General features: G+C 61.6%; 11 protein-coding genes and 6 tRNA genes. 1 reads left to right on the forward strand and 16 read right to left on the reverse strand.

Features of this window, described 5'->3' with window-relative positions; genetic code table 11:
* Positions 1 to 366: 366 nt before the first annotated feature.
* From fabF to S6FBBBH3_RS09810, 16 genes are all read right to left on the reverse strand, one after another.
* Complete coding sequence (fabF, locus tag S6FBBBH3_RS09735) at positions 367 to 1602, reverse strand: beta-ketoacyl-ACP synthase II (protein ID WP_120177550.1); 1236 nt, start codon at positions 1600 to 1602, stop codon at positions 367 to 369.
* A gap of 459 nt (positions 1603 to 2061) precedes the next feature.
* Complete coding sequence (gene acpP / locus S6FBBBH3_RS09740) at positions 2062 to 2301, reverse strand: acyl carrier protein (RefSeq protein ID WP_120177551.1); 240 nt, start codon at positions 2299 to 2301, stop codon at positions 2062 to 2064.
* A gap of 179 nt (positions 2302 to 2480) precedes the next feature.
* On the reverse strand, positions 2481 to 3248 hold the full coding sequence (fabG, locus tag S6FBBBH3_RS09745; protein ID WP_120177552.1) for a 3-oxoacyl-ACP reductase FabG: 768 nt from the start codon (positions 3246 to 3248) through the stop codon (positions 2481 to 2483).
* A gap of 26 nt (positions 3249 to 3274) precedes the next feature.
* Complete coding sequence (gene fabD, locus S6FBBBH3_RS09750; protein WP_120177553.1) at positions 3275 to 4204, reverse strand: ACP S-malonyltransferase; 930 nt, start codon at positions 4202 to 4204, stop codon at positions 3275 to 3277.
* Positions 4205 to 4335: 131 nt separating this feature from the next.
* Positions 4336 to 5316: a beta-ketoacyl-ACP synthase III gene (locus tag S6FBBBH3_RS09755; protein ID WP_120177554.1), complete on the reverse strand. Its 981-nt coding sequence runs from the start codon at positions 5314 to 5316 to the stop codon at positions 4336 to 4338.
* A 422-nt stretch (positions 5317 to 5738) separates the two neighbouring features.
* Entirely contained in the window at positions 5739 to 5921 is a 183-nt protein-coding gene (gene rpmF / locus S6FBBBH3_RS09760; protein WP_120177555.1) for a 50S ribosomal protein L32, read from the reverse strand.
* A 240-nt stretch (positions 5922 to 6161) separates the two neighbouring features.
* A tRNA-Gly gene (locus S6FBBBH3_RS09765) sits at positions 6162 to 6237 on the reverse strand.
* Between the two features lie 36 nt (positions 6238 to 6273).
* Positions 6274 to 6349: transfer RNA gene (locus S6FBBBH3_RS09770), tRNA-Gly, on the reverse strand.
* A 296-nt stretch (positions 6350 to 6645) separates the two neighbouring features.
* Positions 6646 to 6732 (reverse strand) — tRNA-Leu (locus S6FBBBH3_RS09775).
* A 63-nt stretch (positions 6733 to 6795) separates the two neighbouring features.
* A tRNA-Gly gene (locus S6FBBBH3_RS09780) sits at positions 6796 to 6871 on the reverse strand.
* 5 nt (positions 6872 to 6876) lie between these two features.
* A tRNA-Cys gene (locus S6FBBBH3_RS09785) sits at positions 6877 to 6950 on the reverse strand.
* A 7-nt stretch (positions 6951 to 6957) separates the two neighbouring features.
* Positions 6958 to 7033: transfer RNA gene (locus S6FBBBH3_RS09790), tRNA-Gly, on the reverse strand.
* A 522-nt stretch (positions 7034 to 7555) separates the two neighbouring features.
* Positions 7556 to 8893 (reverse strand): anaerobic C4-dicarboxylate transporter, encoded by a 1338-nt coding sequence (locus S6FBBBH3_RS09795; RefSeq protein ID WP_120177556.1) that lies wholly within the window; start codon positions 8891 to 8893, stop codon positions 7556 to 7558.
* Between the two features lie 202 nt (positions 8894 to 9095).
* A complete protein-coding gene (locus S6FBBBH3_RS09800) occupies positions 9096 to 10493 on the reverse strand; it encodes an aspartate ammonia-lyase (RefSeq protein WP_120177557.1) in 1398 nt (465 codons plus the stop codon).
* A 222-nt stretch (positions 10494 to 10715) separates the two neighbouring features.
* Complete coding sequence (locus S6FBBBH3_RS09805) at positions 10716 to 11528, reverse strand: fumarate reductase iron-sulfur subunit (protein ID WP_120177558.1); 813 nt, start codon at positions 11526 to 11528, stop codon at positions 10716 to 10718.
* Between the two features lie 18 nt (positions 11529 to 11546).
* Positions 11547 to 13532, reverse strand: a complete 1986-nt coding sequence (locus tag S6FBBBH3_RS09810; protein WP_120177559.1) for a fumarate reductase flavoprotein subunit — start codon at positions 13530 to 13532, stop codon at positions 11547 to 11549.
* Positions 13533 to 14677: 1145 nt separating this feature from the next.
* Between S6FBBBH3_RS09810 and recG the strand changes: the two genes are divergently transcribed.
* Entirely contained in the window at positions 14678 to 16882 is a 2205-nt protein-coding gene (gene recG, locus S6FBBBH3_RS09815) for an ATP-dependent DNA helicase RecG (RefSeq protein WP_120177560.1), read from the forward strand.
* The last annotated feature ends 19 nt before the right edge of the window (positions 16883 to 16901 follow it).

Here is a 16901-nt window from a genome sequence, read left to right on the forward strand (position 1 = left end):
CGACGATTCCGTCCGCGTTAACGCGCGTCGGAATCGTTTTTCCCGGGTCTCCCCTCCGAGGGCGCCGCAGCCTCTCTGAAGCGGGCGCCCGTCGGGCGGACGAAAAATCTATGGAACCGAATTCGGGCCGCACGGTGTCGGACGGCGTCCCGTCCTTGCGGCTGAGAGATGTTGCGAGTTGTCGACGGACACGACGCCCGTCGGGTTCGGAGGACGTCATTTTAGCGAAGTTACCCCGTCGACGGGCGTATCGCACGATTTCCTAACGAAAAAAGCACCCCGGACGAAGCGTGCGTCGGGGTGCTTTTTCAAAGCGTTCGGCTCGCAAAGTACCTGTCGGCCCCTGCGAACCGTGCCTGACGGCCCTTAGGCCGTCCAGCGCTTGTAGATGACGGTGGAGTTCGTCCCGCCGAAGCCGAACGAATTCTTCATCGCGTAGCGGATCTCCATCGGACGCGCCGCGTTCGCGCACACGTCGATGTCGCACTCGGGATCCTGCTCGAAGACGTTGATGGTGGGAGGCGAAATCTGCTCTTCGAGGGCCTTCACGGTGAAGACCGATTCGACGCCGCCCGCACCCCCGAGAAGATGCCCGGTCATCGACTTCGTCGAATTGACGACAAGCCCCTTCACGGCGTCGCCGAAGACTTCCTTGATCGCCTTCACTTCGTTCACGTCACCGACGGGCGTCGACGTCCCGTGCGCGTTCAGATACTGAACGTCCGCAGGCGTGATCCCCGCGTTGCGAAGCGCCATTTCCATGCAACGGCGCGGACCGTCGGTCGACGGGGTCGTGATGTGGTAGGCGTCGCCCGTAAGGCCGTAGCCCACGACTTCGGCGTAAATCTTCGCTCCGCGGTTGAGCGCGTGTTCGAGCTCTTCAAGAACGAGCACGCCCGCGCCTTCGCCCATCACGAAGCCGTCGCGATCCTTGTCGAAGGGGCGCGACGCGGTCTTCGGGTCGTCGTTGCGGCGCGAGAGCGCGTGCATCGCGTCGAAGGCCCCCATGGCGAGCGGATGAATGGTCGACTCGCACCCGCCCGCGATCATCACCTTCGCGTCGCCGCGGCGGATGATGTGCATGGCTTCGCCGATCGCGTGAAGACCCGTCGAGCAGGCGGTGACGTGGGCGATGTTCGGACCCTTGAGGTTCTTCATGATCGCAAGCTGCCCCGAGGTCATATTGATGATGCAGCCCGGGATCATGAAGGGCGAAATGCGACGGGCGCCGCGGTCGCGCAGCGCGTCGTGGTTCGCGCAGATGACGGGAATGCCGCCGATGCCCGCACCGATCGCAACGCCCGCTTCGGGCGAAAGCTCGTCGGTGATTTCGAGCTTCGCGTCTTCGAGCGCCATGAGACCCGCGGCAACGCCGAAGTGCACGAAGCGGTCGAATCGACGGACTTCCTTCACGCCGAGATAGGCGGAGGCGTCGAAGTCCTTCACTTCGCCGGCAATCTGGCAGCCGAGGATCGAAGCGTCGAAACTCTTGACCGTATCGATCCCGCTCACGCCGGCGAGCGCGTTTTTCCAACTCGTTTCCAGATTGTTCCCGATGGGCGAAACCATGCCGAGGCCGGTAACGACGACACGACGATTCATAGCTAATCACGGCCCCGTTCCCAAGCGCACGACGCGCGGCCGCGGCGGGAGAGGAGGCCGACTCCTTGTACGGTTAGTTTGAATTCGACCGCCAAGCTCGCATTGGTGGAGCGGTTCGCGGCCACGCAGGACCGCACGCGAAAAAACGTGCGGCTTGAATACGCTCGATAAAGAGGGCGGCCCCGAGGGGAATCCGCCCGAAAAGAAGAATCCCGGCCGAGCATGCCGGACGACCGTTCGTACGTTTGTACGGGCCGCTTTGCAAAGAACGCCGCGCGATCGTAGTACGCGTAGCGCGTGCTTGGCAAAGCCGTCCGCCGCACGGATTAGCGCAAAGAGGGTAAAAGCGCCCTCCCGATAAGCGAAGTGGGACCGAATCGGTCCCACTTTCACTTCGAATCCGACGTCGGAAAAGAGCGACCGAAGCCGCTCCTCTTCCAAGCGTCCTTCCGAACCCGCTTACTTGGCGGCAGCGGCCTTCACGAAGTCGATGGCCTGCTGAACCGTACGGAGGTTTTCCTGTTCGGTGTCGGGGATTTCGATGCCGAAGGCATCTTCGAGGGCGAGCGACATTTCAACGGTCGTGAGGCTGTCGGCGCCGAGGTCTTCGATGAAGGAAGATTCGTTCTTGATGTCTTCTTCCTTGATGCCGAGCTGTTCGGCAACGATCTTCTTCACCTTCTGTTCGATTTCGTCCATTTTGATAACTCCGCTTAAAGGGAAAGGTCCCCCGACGATTCGGGGATTTCGGAACCCTCTGCGGGTCCGTAGCGGGAGTCGGGCACGCGGCCTTTCTCCCCGTTGATGAATTCGTGAATTTTATCAGAGTGATTGCGCCCCGTCCAAGTCGACGGGTCCCTTTGCACTCTGCGAGGGCGTCAGCCCATGTACATGCCGCCGTTGACGTGGAGGGTCGTCCCCGTCACGTAGCCGCCCGCGTCGGACGCGAGGAAAAGGCACGCGTTGGCGATGTCGTCCGTCACCCCCAGACGACCGAGCGGGATCGTCTTGACGAGCGCTTCCTTCTGCGCTTCGGGGAGCACCCTCGTCATGTCGGTGTCGATGAAGCCCGGGGCCACGCAGTTCACCGTGATGTTGCGAGCCCCCATTTCGCGCGCCAGGGCCTTCGACATGCCGACCAAACCCGCCTTCGCCGCGGCGTAGTTCGCCTGACCGGGGTTGCCCGCGGCGCCCACGACGGACGAGATGGAGATGACGCGGCCGAAGCGCTGCTTCATCATCGGGCGCAGGCACGCGCGCGCAAGGCGGAAGGCGGCCGTGAGGTCGGTGTCAATCACCTCGTCCCATTGCTCGTCCTTCATGCGCATCGCAAGCGTGTCGCGCGTGACGCCCGCATTGTTGACGAGAACGTCGATGCGACCGTATTCGGCGACGATGTCATCGATCGCCTTCGCGCACGCGTCGGCGTCGCACACGTTGAGGACGATCCCCTTGCCGCGACCGCCCGCCGCAACGACCGCCGCGCCGATCGCCGCGGCGCCCGCTTCCGAGGTGGCCGTACCGACGACGACGGCACCCGTCTTGGCGAACCCTTCGAGAATCGCCGCGCCGATGCCGCGCGAGGCGCCCGTAACGAGGACGACGCGGTCTTGAAGCGCGTCGGGAGCAAAAATCATCTTGTCCATGGCTGTCAATCCTTTTGCGCTCGGTTTCAGGCGAGCTTTTGGAGAAGAGCGTCAAGCGACGCCTGGTCGTAGAGCGAATGTACGTTCATTTCGGGCGCGATGCGGCGCACGAGGCCGACGAGGACCTTCCCGGGGCCGCATTCGACGACGTCCGTGACGCCGTCGGCCTTCATGCGTTCGATCGTCTTCACCCACTGCACGGCAGAAGCGGCCTGAGCGGCGAGCTTCGCGCGAATCGCATCGGGCGTCGTGTGGAGCTCGGCGTCGACGTTCGCGATCACGGGAAAGCTCGGAGCCGACACCGGGGTCTCGGCAAGACGCTCGGCGAGCCGCTCGGCGGCGGGCTTCAAAAGCGACGAATGGAAGGGGGCCGAAACGGGAAGTTCGATCGCACGACGCGCGCCGCGCGCCTTCACGCATTCGATCGCACGGGCCAAAGCCGCCTTTTCACCCGCGACCACCACCTGGCCGGGCGCGTTGAAGTTGACCGCTTCGACGGGCCCTACGGAACGCGCTTCTTCGCAGGCGGCGAGCACCTCCTCGTCCGTGAGACCGATCACGGCGGCCATGCCGCCCGTGCCGACGGGAACGGCGCTTTGCATCGCTTCCGCGCGGAAGCGCACGAGTCGCACGGCGTCTTCGAGCGTGAAGACGCCCGCAGCCGTCAGGGCCGAGTATTCGCCCAACGAGTGGCCGGCCGTCACATCGGGCTTGCGCCCGCCCGCGGCGAGCCACGCTTCGTAAAACGCCACCGAGGCGGCGAGCATCGCAGGCTGCGTGTTCACCGTAAGACCGAGCGTTTCCGCGGGACCTTCGGCGATCAGGTTCGAGATCGAAAACCCGAGAGCGGCGTCCGCTCGGGCAAGAACGCCTTCGACGGTCACGTTTCCGGCAAAGCCCGAAAGCATTCCGACCGACTGACTCCCCTGTCCGGGGAAGACAAAAGCAATGCGCATGAGTTCGTTCGTCGTAGTTGGGGAAAAGGAACGTGGCGGAGAGTGTAGCAACGCCGCAGGGCTCGAAGATCGTCCGTATTCCTGATGCGTGTTACCCGCAAGAAGGCTATCGATCTTCGAAAAAGGGGAAATTACCAACGCACGAGCGCCGACCCCCAGGCCATGCCCGCACCGACCGCCTGCAAAAGGACGAGTTCGCCCGGGCGAACCATGCCCGACTTCGCCGCACGGTCCAGAGCGAGCGGCACCGAAGCGGCCGACGTGTTCCCGTGTTCGGCCACGGTCTTCACCATACGCTCTTCGGGAATGCCGAGCTTTTTCGCGACCATCGACATGATGCGAAGGTTCGCCTGGTGCGGGACGAACAGCGCCACGTCTTCGGTTTTGACGCAGGCGAGATTCGCCACTTCGCGGGCACTTTCGGTCAACCCTTCGACCGCAAGCTTGAAGACCTGGCGGCCGTCCATGCGAATGAAAGGGTCGCCCGCCGTGCGACCGTGTTCGATGCGCGCATTGAGGCCGAGCACGGTTTCGTCGTAGCGGCCGTCGGCGTACATGCGGGCGGCCAAAACGCCCGGGTCGCTCGAAGCCTGCAGCACGACCGAACCCGCCCCGTCACCGAAAAGAACGCAGGTCGAGCGGTCCTTCATGTCGATCACGCGCGAGAGCGTCTCGGCGCCGATCACGATCGCCGCACGGTAAGGACCCGCGCGCAGCATCGCGTCCGCGGCGTTCAGAGCGTAGATAAAGCCCGCACACACCGCCTGCACGTCGAAAGCCGCACAGCCTGCGGCGCCGAGCGCCGCCTGAACGTGCGCGGCCACGGACGGAAAGACCATGTCGGGCGTAGTCGTCGCGACGATGATAAGGTCGATGTCGGAAGCGGCAAGCCCCGAGGCCGAAAGCGCGTCGCGCGCGGCCGCCACCGCAAGGCTCGTGGTGGACTCCCCGGCGGCGGGGTCCGCGAAGTAGCGCGACTCAATGCCGGTGCGCGTGCGGATCCATTCGTCGTTCGTTTCGATGCCCTCGCGCGCAAGTTCTGCGGCGAGATCGTCGTTCGTCACTCGTCGGGCGGGCAGAGCCGAGCCCGTGGCAAGAATGCGTGAGTACATGTCCGTCTCCTTGAGGAACGGGGTCGTCCCGTTCCGGCGTATTCGGGGATTTCTTTCGTTGCGGGGATCATACCGCGGCGAAGCGCTCCGACCGAGCGCCCCGACTCATCCGTTTGGCCCCAACGCGTAACCAAATCTTGCGCTCCCGCGACGGAGCTTTCGGAAAAGCCAAATGAAAAAAGGGACCCTCTCGGATCCCCTTTTTCTTCGGCTTTTCGACCTCTGTTCGGAAACACTCCCCGAAGCCGCCGCTCGTAGCGCTCTGCTCTCCGGAACCCTTCACGCGAGAGGCACTGCCACTCGCCGTGGGGGACTGCAACAGTCTTTGGCCTTAACGCGCAAAGCGTTGCGGAAAGAGCCGTACGAGCTCGGGCACCGCAGGAGGAAGCTTCTTGTTCCCGCCAAAGGTGCCGACCGCGAAATTATTCGTCGGCCTTGGTGGCGATCACCTTCTTGCCGCGGTAGTAACCGGTCGGGCTGATGTGGTGACGGCGATGCACTTCACCGGTCGTCGCTTCGATCGCGGTGGGCGGATTGGTCAAAAAGTCGTGAGCACGGTGATTACCGCGCTTGCTGGTGGATTTCTTGTTCTGCTGAACAGCCATGGCAAACCCCACGTGATATACGAGTGATGTTGAGCATGTCCGCGCCGAGCACTCGTAGACTCAGCCACGGACTTCCGGAAATGGGGTCCGTCAAGCACCGAGGCGCCCGAACGGAAAGTGGCGAATTTTAGCAAAAGCGCCGCACTTTATCAGCTGCACGACACGATTTTTTTGAAAACCGTGTTGCGCAAGCCGATAAGGAAAGAGGGAAGTCTTTCGACCTCCCTCTTTCTGAAAATCTGGAGCGGGAGACGAGTCTCGAACTCGCGACCTCAACCTTGGCAAGGTTGCGCTCTACCAACTGAGCTACTCCCGCGCGTCGTAGGAGGAATGATGAATCCGAAAAAGGATTTGGAGCGGGAGACGAGTCTCGAACTCGCGACCTCAACCTTGGCAAGGTTGCGCTCTACCAACTGAGCTACTCCCGCATCACATCTGTCCTGCGAAGAATTTGAATTATACATGAGCTTTTCGTTTTGTCAAGAGCAAAATGAAAAAAGTTCAAAAAAAAGTTTTTTCGCTCCCGGCCTTTTCTCGGGCCTCTCTGCCCTTCGAAAAGCCGGAAGAAACCCGACCGCGACGTGACGGCCGCACCCGAGCGCGTCGATGGTACGGCCCTCAGAACGCATGCTCTTCCTCGGCATCCGCAGCACGTCGCTCGTCGCACGGCTTCTCCGGAAAAAGAAAGAGCCGGAACTTTCCGAAGCTCCGGCTCCACGTTCGGTGGTCCTCGAGACGGGAATCGAACCCGTACGCCCTAACGGGCGGCGGATTTTAAGTCCGCTACGTCTACCAATTTCGTCACTCGAGGACGGGCAACGCCCATGAAAAAAGGAGAGAAACAGATGCGTTTCTCCCCTTTCCATTTGAATTCTGGAGCGGGAGACGAGTCTCGAACTCGCGACCTCAACCTTGGCAAGGTTGCGCTCTACCAACTGAGCTACTCCCGCATTTCTGGAGGCGCGAGGCGGAATCGAACCGCCGTGAACGGATTTGCAATCCGGTGCATAGCCACTTTGCTATCGCGCCATTTTCATGGAGCGGGAGACGAGTCTCGAACTCGCGACCTCAACCTTGGCAAGGTTGCGCTCTACCAACTGAGCTACTCCCGCAACTGAGAAGACGAATTATACGTGGATTTTCGAAGTTGTCAAGGGTCCGAAATCAAAAATCCTAAAAAATTTTTCGTAGGGCCCGGAACGCATGCCGAAACAACCGGGCGCAGCGACTCGGCCCCCTCTTCTCGCCTTCCGTTCGGTCCGGGAGACGCCGGGTGTGCGCCGAACGCAGCCGTACGGCATCCGCCCTTCTTCGTCCTTCTCCACCCTCCTTCACGCCTCGCGGCGTCCGTACGCAGCCCGGGAGCGCGGCGCCGTCGGTTCCCCCCGTTCCTCCCGTTGAGCCCTCAGCCTTGACGCAATCCGCTTGGAGCGCCCGAGGTTCGTCCGAGGGTCGCCTTGTGCGGTCGCGCACGCCGTCGAGGTATGCCGACGCGTCCCGGTTCGGAGTCGCTCGGATTTCGAACGGGTTTTGCGAGTGGACCGCATAAGAAAAGCCCCCGGTCCGAAGATCGGGGGCTTTCGCGATTGAATCGCACGATCGGACTCAGAGTCCGATCGGTGCATCATCCCTCGTTAGATGAACATGCAGGCGAGGAAGCCGAGAGCAACGCTCAGAACGATGGCGAGAACGCCCGGGATGAAGAAGGAGTGGTTGAAGACCCACTTGCCGATGCGGGTGGTACCCGTGTAGTCCATCTGGACCGCGCCGAGCAGCGTCGGGTAGGTCGGCAGAACGAACAGGGCGGAAACCGCAGCGAACGTGGCGACGAGCATGTAGGAGTCACCGGGGTTCGCAGCCGTGATGCCGAGGGCGGCAACGACGGCCGGCGTGATGGCCTTGGCGGTAGCAGCCTGCGAGTAAAGGAGCATGGCGGCGAAGAAGAAGATCACGGCGAGGAGGGCCGGGTAAGCGGCAACGGTCGTCGCAGCGAATTCCTTGATTTCGTTGGCATGACCGGAGACGAACGTGTCACCGAGCCAGGCCACGCCGAGCACGCAGACGATGGCAACCATACCGGACTTGAAGACGCTCGTATCGGCGATGCGACCGATTTCGATCTTGCAGAGGATGGTCGTGAACATGCCAACGAGGAGCATGAGGCTCATGATGGCGGCGTCGCGGCCGACAACAACGTTTTCAATCAGACCGACAGCGGGCGAGATCGCGGAGGCATAGAGCACCACGGCGATAACGCCGATGAGGAAGATGAGAACGGAGAGCTTGGCATAGGGCTTGAGCGGCGTTTCCGTCGTCTTGGCGGCGGTCTGGTTCACGAGGCCCTTGGCGAGACGTTCCATATAGACCGGATCGCTGTCGAGGTCCATATTGGAGATGAGCGTCATGATGAAGGCGGTGAGCATGCAGCCGACGAACGTCGTCACGATCCAGATACCGAGCAGAGCGGGGTAGGACCAGCCGAAGCCTTCGAGAACGCCCGACATGTAGATCACGGCGGCGGAAACCGGCGAGGCCGTAATGGCGATCTGCGAAGCCACGACGGCGATCGACAGAGGCACGCACGGACGGATGTGCTGTTCCTTCGACACTTCAACGATAACCGGGATCATCGAGAAGGCGGTGTGGCCGGTACCGGCGAAGATCGTCAGGACGTACGTGACAACCGGGGCGAGGTAGTTGATGTACTTCGGGTTGGCACGAAGGATGCGTTCGGCGATGCGAACGAGGTAGTCGAGACCGCCCGCGAGCTGCATGGCGGAAATGGCCGAGATCACCGACGCGATGATCAGGATCACGTCCCAGGGAATGTTACCCGGCTTCATGCCGAGGAAGAGACCGAGAATAAGCACGCCCGCGCCGCCGGCATAACCGATACCGATGCCGCCGAGGCGAACGCCCAAGAAGATCGCGCCGAGAAGCACGATGATCTGAAGAATAAGCATGAGGTCCATGATCACTCCAGATAAGTAGTTGAAATATTTCCTCTCTCATGCGAAGCGCTTTGTGTCGGGAAACGCTCCGCAACGGGTCGACGAAAAAACGGGTGGGTTTTTCCGAGGACCCTGCCTTTTTGCCGCCGGCGGGCTGCCCCGACGGCGGCGGTGAAACAAGACCGTCGCCCTTGGTCGAAGGGCGACGGCTTTTCTCATACGATTACTTTTCGAACTTCGGGTTGATCAGGTTTTCGTACGTGAAGGTCTTGTCCCACTGTTCCTGGGTCATCATGCCCTTTTCTTCGACAACGAGCTGATGGAGCGACTTGCCGGTAAGGAAGCCTTCGCGAGCGACGTTGGCGCAGGGCTTGTAGCCGAAGTGCGGCTTCAAGAGGGTCACGATGCCGAGCGAACCCATGACGAGGTCCTTGCAGCGGTCGGCATTGACGACGATGCCGTCGATGCACTTTTCACGCAGCGCGTTGCAGGCGTTGGTCATGACCTTCATCTGCATGTAGAGCGCGAACGTGATCACCGGTTCCATAACGTTCAGTTCGAGCTGGCCGGCGGAAGCGGCGAGCATGACCGTCGTGTCGAGACCGATGGCGAGGAACGAAGCCTGGTTCGTGACTTCGGGGATAACCGGATTGACCTTGCCCGGCATGATCGAGGAACCGGGCTGGAGCTGCGGCAGAACGAGTTCGGAGAGACCCGTACGCGGACCGGAAGCAAGGAGACGGAGGTCGTTGCAGACCTTCGTGAGCTTGACGGCGAGGCTCTTGACGGCGGACGAGAGGGCCACGTAGGAGCCGCAGTCGGACGTCGCGGCGATCAGGTCGTCGCTGTTCTTGAAGTCGATGCCGGTGATTTCAGCAAGGTACTTGACGGCGAGGGCCGGGTATTCCGGGTGAGCCGTAACGGTCGTGCCGATGGCGGTGGCGCCGAGGTTGACGACCTTGAGGTGTTCCTGAGCTTCGCGGATGATCGTCAGTTCGTCTTCGATCGTCTTGCCCCAGCCGTGGAATTCCTGGCCGAAGGACATCGGGACGGCGTCCTGAAGGTGCGTACGGCCCATCTTGAGCACGCCCTTCGTTTCTTCAGCCTTGCGGTAGAAGGCGTCGCGGAGGTCTTCAACGGCCTTCACGAGCACGCGGCTGCGAAGGATGAGCGAGAGGTGAAGAGCGGTCGGGTAGGTGTCGTTCGTCGACTGGCCGAAGTTGGCGTGGTCGTTCGGGGAGACCTTCTTGTCGCCCTTGGCGAGGCCGAGGTGTTCGCAAGCGAGGTTGCAAATCACTTCGTTGCAGTTCATGTTGGTCGACGTACCGGCACCGCCCTGGAGCCAGTCGGTGACGAACTGGTCGTTGTACTTGCCGGCGATGAGCTGTTCGGAAGCCCAGATGAGAGCGTCGGCGACGTCGGCCGGGATGCAGCCGAGTTCCTTGTTGGCCATCGCGGCGGCCTTCTTCACGTAGCCGTAGGCGATCGCGAAGAACGGTTCCTGGGACATCGGCATTTCCGTGATGTGGAAATTCTGCTTGCCGCGCATCGTCTGGACGCCGTAGTAGACGTCATCAGGAATCTCGAGTTCGCCAAGGAAGTCGCTTTCAATACGGGACATTTTTTTGCTCCTCAAAAAATCCCGGCGGCGGAAGTCTGGTCGTTTTGTCGGCCGGCGATGCTTCTCGCCACCATTGAAATCCCCTGATCGGTACCGCGGGAACTTTCCCTCGGTTTGGTCCTCCAATCAGGTTCCGGTTGAGCCGTTTCCGTCCGGGACCTCTTTGTCCTACCTCGTAGGAGGTAACCCTTAAGAGGTCCCGAAGGCGGTAACGGCTATATATTACTGCTTAATCGGCTTGATGGGGATAGCCTTTTTATGGGGGCTCGGCAAAACCTTGTCGTAGCCGCGCATACCCTGTTCAGCCATCTTACGACGAATGAACGCGATCTGGGTCTTCAGGGGAAGATCCTTCGGGCAGAAGTCGTGGCAGGCAAGCAGCGACATGCAGCCGAAGACGCCCGAGTCGTCGCCGATCACTTCGTAGTAGTCGGCGTCGTTGCGGTCGTCGCGCGGGTCGAGACGGAAGCGGGCGATCTTGTTGATGCCCACGCCGCCCACGAAGTCCGGGCGGATGCGGACCGTACCGCAACCGGCGATACAGCAACCGCATTCGACGCAACGGTCGAGCACGTAGATGTCTTCGGCGAGCTGCGGATCCATCGGGACTTCCTTCTTGCGAAGGTCGACCTCTTCTTCCTTCATGTGCACCCAGGCTTCCATGCGCTCGGACATATCGCGCATCCACTTGCCGGTGTTGACCGAAAGGTCGCCGATCAGCTCGAACGCAGGCAGCGGAGCGAGCGTGAATTCGGTCGGCAGGTCGCGGGTGAGCGTACGGCAGGCCAGACCCGGCTTGCCGTTGATCATCATGGCGCACGAGCCGCAGATGCCGGCGCGGCAGACGAAGTCGAACTGAAGCGTCGGATCCTGATGATCGCGCAGTTCGTTGAGCGCGATGAAGAGGGTCATCGAGTCGGATTCTTCGAGCTCGTACGTCTGCATGTGCGGCACGCTCTCAGGATCCTGCGGGTTGTAGCGCAGGATGCTGATCTTGAGCATGCGATGCTTTTTGGTCTCTTGAACTTGGCTCATTTAGCTTTCAGCTCCAAATTAATCGTTCAGGGGTTCGTCGATGCGTTCGTTCTTGCCGAGCAGACGCTTCGGCAAGAGGTGCTGATACGGCATCAGAGCGTTCTGGATGGCGAAGCGGTCGGCGCCTTCGGCTTCCATCTTCGCGCGGATCGCGTCGACTTCGGCCTGACGCTTGGCGGATTCGGGGTTCTCGATGTAGTTCTTGACACCGTAGCCGCGGAAGCCCGGGGGGAGTTCCATCTTGCTGATGTCGAGATTCTGGTACGAGAGCGTCGGCAGCGTGTCGCCTTCCTTCCAGGTGGCGATCGTGCGGTTGAGCCAATTCACGTCGTCGCGAACCGGGTAGTCTTCGCGGAAGTGCGCACCGCGCGATTCCTTGCGGTTGAGAGCGCCCGCGGCCACCGTGAGGGCGACGCGGAGCATCTTCTGCGTGCGGTAGGCGTAGACGAGTTCGGGGTTCGGACCGGCAACGTCCTTGACGGGCACGTTGAAGGAGCGCTTGTAGAGGTCTTCGAGCTCGGCAACGGCGCTTTCCATGTCGGAGCCGCGACGGAAAATACCGATCTTCGTCGTCATGATGTCCTGCATGCGGGTGCGGATCTTGACGGCGTCTTCGTTGCCGCCGTTCGTGACGAAGGCCTTGAGGCGGGCTTCTTCCTTGGCGAGCGCGTCGTAGATGACCGAGGTCGGGATGTCGATGCCGTTTTCGGGCTTGTCGCAGAAGTCGGCGATGAATTCGCCGACGATCATGCCCGCGACGACCGTTTCGGCAACCGAGTTGCCGCCGAGACGGTTGAAGCCGTGCATGTCCCAGCACGCGGCTTCGCCCGCGGCAAAGAGACCCTTGAGCGTCGGGCTTTCACCGGTCGGGTTCGTACGAACGCCGCCCATGGTGTAGTGCTGGGCCGGACGAACCGGGACCCATTCCTTCGTCGGGTCGACGCCGAGGAAGTAGTGGCAGATTTCGTAGACTTCGCGCAGCTTGTGCTTGATGTGGTGTTCGCCGAGCAGCGTGATGTCGAGCCAGATGTGTTCGCCGAAGCGGCTCTTCACACCCTTGCCCTGAGCGATGCGTTCTTCCATACGACGGGAGACGACGTCGCGCGAGGCGAGTTCCTTCTTTTCCGGTTCGACGTCCGGCATGAAGCGATGGCCGTCGACGTCGCGCAAGAGACCGCCGTCGCCGCGGCAGCCTTCCGTCACGAGAATGCCGGCGGGGAAGATGCCGGTCGGGTGGAACTGGATGGCTTCCATGTTGGAGAGCGTGGCGACACCCGTGCCGAGCGCGAGGTCGTAGCCCGTGCCGTCGCAGATCACGGCGTTCGTCGTGACGCGGTAGATACGGCCCGCACCGCCCGTGGCGATGGCAGTGGCCTTCGAGACGTAGGCCATGAGTTCGCCCGTGATCAGGTCGCGGACGATGGCACCGTAGCAACGCTTGCCGTCATGGATGAGCGAGAGCGCTTCGACGCGTTCGATAACGGGAACCTGTTCGGCGATGATGCGGTCGGAAACGACGTTGAGCATGGCGTGGCCCGTGCAGTCCGACACGTAGCACGTACGCCACTTCTTCGTACCGCCGAAGTCGCGCTGGGCGACGAGGCCGGCGGCTTCCTTGCGTTCCGTAATCGTGACCTTTTCACCGTTGATGATCACCTGACGGTCGCCCGGGGTGATACGGCTCCAGGGGCAGCCCCAGGCGGCGAGTTCGCGCACGGCCTTGGGCGAGGTGTTGACGAACATGCGGACGACTTCCTGGTCGGCACCCCAGTCGGAGCCGCGGACCGTATCGCCGAAATGGACGTCTTCGTTGTCGCCGGCACCCTTGATCACGTTACCGAGGGAAGCCTGCATGCCGCCCTGAGCGGCCTTCGAGTGGCTGCGCTTCGGCGGAACGAGCGAAAGGACGATCGAGTCATGCCCACGGCGCTTGGCGGCAACGGCCATACGCAGACCGGCAAGACCACCACCGATCACGAGCACGTCGGTGTAGATAATTTTCATAGATAATCCTCGGAAAACCCGCCGTCGGCGGGCGGAATGACCGCCCGGGACCCCGGCCCGGTTAGCCATCCAGTCTCACAACTCACCCTACTTGGAGCCGCCGCAACGCTCGAAAACGCCGCAGCCGCCGATCACACCGTTGTTCCGCCGCCCAATGCCCGTTCAAAGGGGCTTCCCGAAACGAAGAAGGGAACAACCTTCGTCGCGGGGTCTCCGACGCGGTCCAACCGTGCAGTCCCTTTCAGAGATATCGTCCTCCAAGGCGGACTGTTCGTTCGTCGCACCCTCTCCGCGGCTCGGGGCCGCGCGGCGGATTCGACGACGATGGATCCTTTTCGGGCCTTTCGACCCGGCAATTCGATCTGAGTCGCTGTTCTCCTAAAAGCGGCGCAGACGAACTGAAAACGCCCGTGTACGACAGTGTCGACATCTAAGACATTTCACCCATAAGTGTAAGGCAACCTTGCACCTGCGAGATAGAACCATCGAACGAGGCCTTCTTGAAAATACGTATTCTTACGTATGACAATCGGCTTTTTCAGGTCCTTTGTCCTTGTTGCGTCCAAACTTATCGACATCAGGTGCGCCGAGTGTAGCCGCCGTACATCTCGGGACCTATAAGGAGAAACCCCTATCTTCTCTCCTTCTTTTGACATAACCCCCCTCTTTCGGCGGGCCTGTACAAACGGTTCTTCGGTTTCCCGCAAAGCCAACATCGACGGGGCTTAGCGGGCAACTCTACGATTCGCCCGCTCGATCTATAAATCTTTCGAATTACCTCTAAAGGAATAGGACATAGCCCGATAAATACGTAGACTTGTAAAAGAAAGTCTCCGAGGCCCTTTGTTCCTTGGTATGTACGCATAAATACTTAGTTCCGCTTTCGACGGTATCCAACACGCGGCGGCACCGATCGAACGTCGTCCCCTCGGTCGATTTTTCCGCACGAAAAACGCGCGTCCGACGCGTTTTTTGCTTCCAATAGTTTTTGTTGATCGCCTCACTAACTATCAATGTTCTTTTTCCGATAGAATACCGATTCGACCTACGTTTTGAGTACGACCGCACGGCGCGCGCAACCGATTTTCGATAGAAAAGTCCGAGCGTCGTCCGTCCTTCGTCTCCCCGAGCAACTCTTCATCGTCATGGCGAACACCCACACTTCCACGTCCCGCTACGCGCAGGAATTCGGCGCGGCTTCGTCCGAAACCTCTGCCGCGCGGCCCCGAAAGGGTGCCGCGGGGAGGACGGCGGGCGTCATTCGTCAGGAAAAGCTCGCTCCGCTCTCGGAGCGCCTCCGCAAGCTCGGGCTCGTTTCCGACTGGGACTTCGTCCTGCACCTTCCGTTGCGCTACGAAGACGAGACGCGCATCACGCCGATCGGGCGTCTCAACCCCGGAGAAGTGCAGCAGGCGCAGGGAACCGTCGAACGCTCGGGCTTTGTCGCCACACCCCGCGGTCAGCAGTTTTCCGCGATTCTCTCGGACGGCACGGGACGCCTTCAGTTGCGCTTCATCCACTATTACCCGAGCATTCAGTCGCAGTTGCAGCCCGGTAAAACCGTTCGCGTTTTCGGAGAGCCGCGCGAAGCTTTCGGCGGGGGTCTTGAAATCGTTCATCCCCGGATCAAGCCCCCCGTGAGTCGCACGGACAACCTCCCGCAGGCGCTCACCCCGATTTACCCCTTGGGCGAAAACATTCAGCAAAAGTGGCTTCGCAAGCGCATCGACCGCGCGATGCTCGACTTGCAGGTCGAAGATCTCGTGCCCGTCGCCGTTACCGAGCGGCTCGGGCTCCCGCGCCTTCGCGAGTCGCTCGAGTACCTCCACAATCCCCCCGCCGACGCGTCCGCCGACGCGCTTCGCGACCGAACAGACCCGCACTGGGAGCGACTCAAATTCGACGAACTCCTCGCGCAGCAGATTTCGCTCGGGGAAACGCGGCGCCTTGCGCGCAAGGCGGTCGCGCTGGTGCTCGCGCCCCGGGCGGACGCGAACCTCATCGTTCGCTTTCGCGAGCACCTGCCTTTTGCACTTACGGGCGCGCAGGAACGCGTCTGGAAGGAAATCGCCTCGGACCTCGCACGGCCCGAACCCATGCACCGACTCGTGCAGGGGGACGTCGGGAGCGGCAAAACGGTCGTCGCGGCGCTGGCCGCCCTTCGCGCCGTTGAAGCGGGCTATCAGGCGGCCCTCATGGCCCCGACCGAAATCCTCGCCGAACAGCACTTCAAAAAGCTCGTCGATTGGTTGACGCCGCTTGGCATTCGCACCGCGTGGTTGACGGGGCGGTTGAAAGCCGCCGAAAAGCGCCGCGCGCTCGAAGAAATCGCCTCGGGCGAAGCGCGCATCGTTGTGGGGACCCACGCCCTCATTCAGGACGGGGTGAGGTTTGAAAACCTCGGTCTTGCGATCGTCGACGAACAGCATCGCTTCGGCGTCGCGCAGCGCCTCGCGCTTCGCACGAACGGGGCGGCGGGCGTTGAGAGCGAATCGGGCGAGACGGTTGAAGCGGATGCGAATGCCGCGAAACCCCACCTTCTCATGCTCTCGGCGACCCCCATTCCGCGCACGCTGGCGATGAGTTACCTCGCGGACCTCGACGTGTCCGTGATCAACGAGTTGCCTCCGGGGCGCACGCCCGTCACGACGAAGACGATTCGGATCGAGCGGAAAAACGAAGTCGTTGCGCTTGTGCGCGCGGTCGTTGCGGAAGGACGCCAGGCCTACTGGGTCTGTCCTCTGATCGAAGAAAGCGAAGCTCTCGACCTGACGCCCGCCGTTCAGGCGGCCGAAGAACTGCAACGGGCGCTTCCCGACCTCAAAGTGGCGCTTCTTCACGGTGCGATGAGCGCTCCCGAGAAAGAAGCCGTCATGACCGCTTTCGCTTCCGGGGAAACCGATTTGCTCGTTGCCACTACTGTGATCGAAGTGGGTGTCGACGTTCCGAACGCCACCCTCATGGTGATCGAACACGCCGAGCGGTTCGGACTCGCACAGCTGCACCAGTTGCGCGGCCGCGTGGGACGCGGAGCCGCCCGCAGCGCTTGTCTCCTGCTTTACGGGGGCGAACTCTCCGAACTCGGGCGCGAGCGCCTCAAGATCATCCGCGAAACGACGGACGGGTTCGAAATCGCCCGACGCGACTTGCAGTTGCGCGGTCCCGGGGAATTCCTCGGCGAACGTCAGTCGGGGATGCCTTTGCTACGTTTTGCCAATCTGGAAACGGACGGGGCGCTCCTTGAAGCCGCACGACGCGAAGCCGAGCGGTGGTTGCGCGAAGACCGCGACCGCGCGCTTGCCCACGCCCGACGGTGGTTCTCCGCCAAAGCCGAATTTCTTGCCGCCTGAAGTTTCTCGGGCACGCCGA

This window comes from Sutterella megalosphaeroides (genome assembly GCF_003609995.1).
Classification (GTDB): Bacteria; Pseudomonadota; Gammaproteobacteria; order Burkholderiales; family Burkholderiaceae_F; genus Sutterella; species Sutterella megalosphaeroides.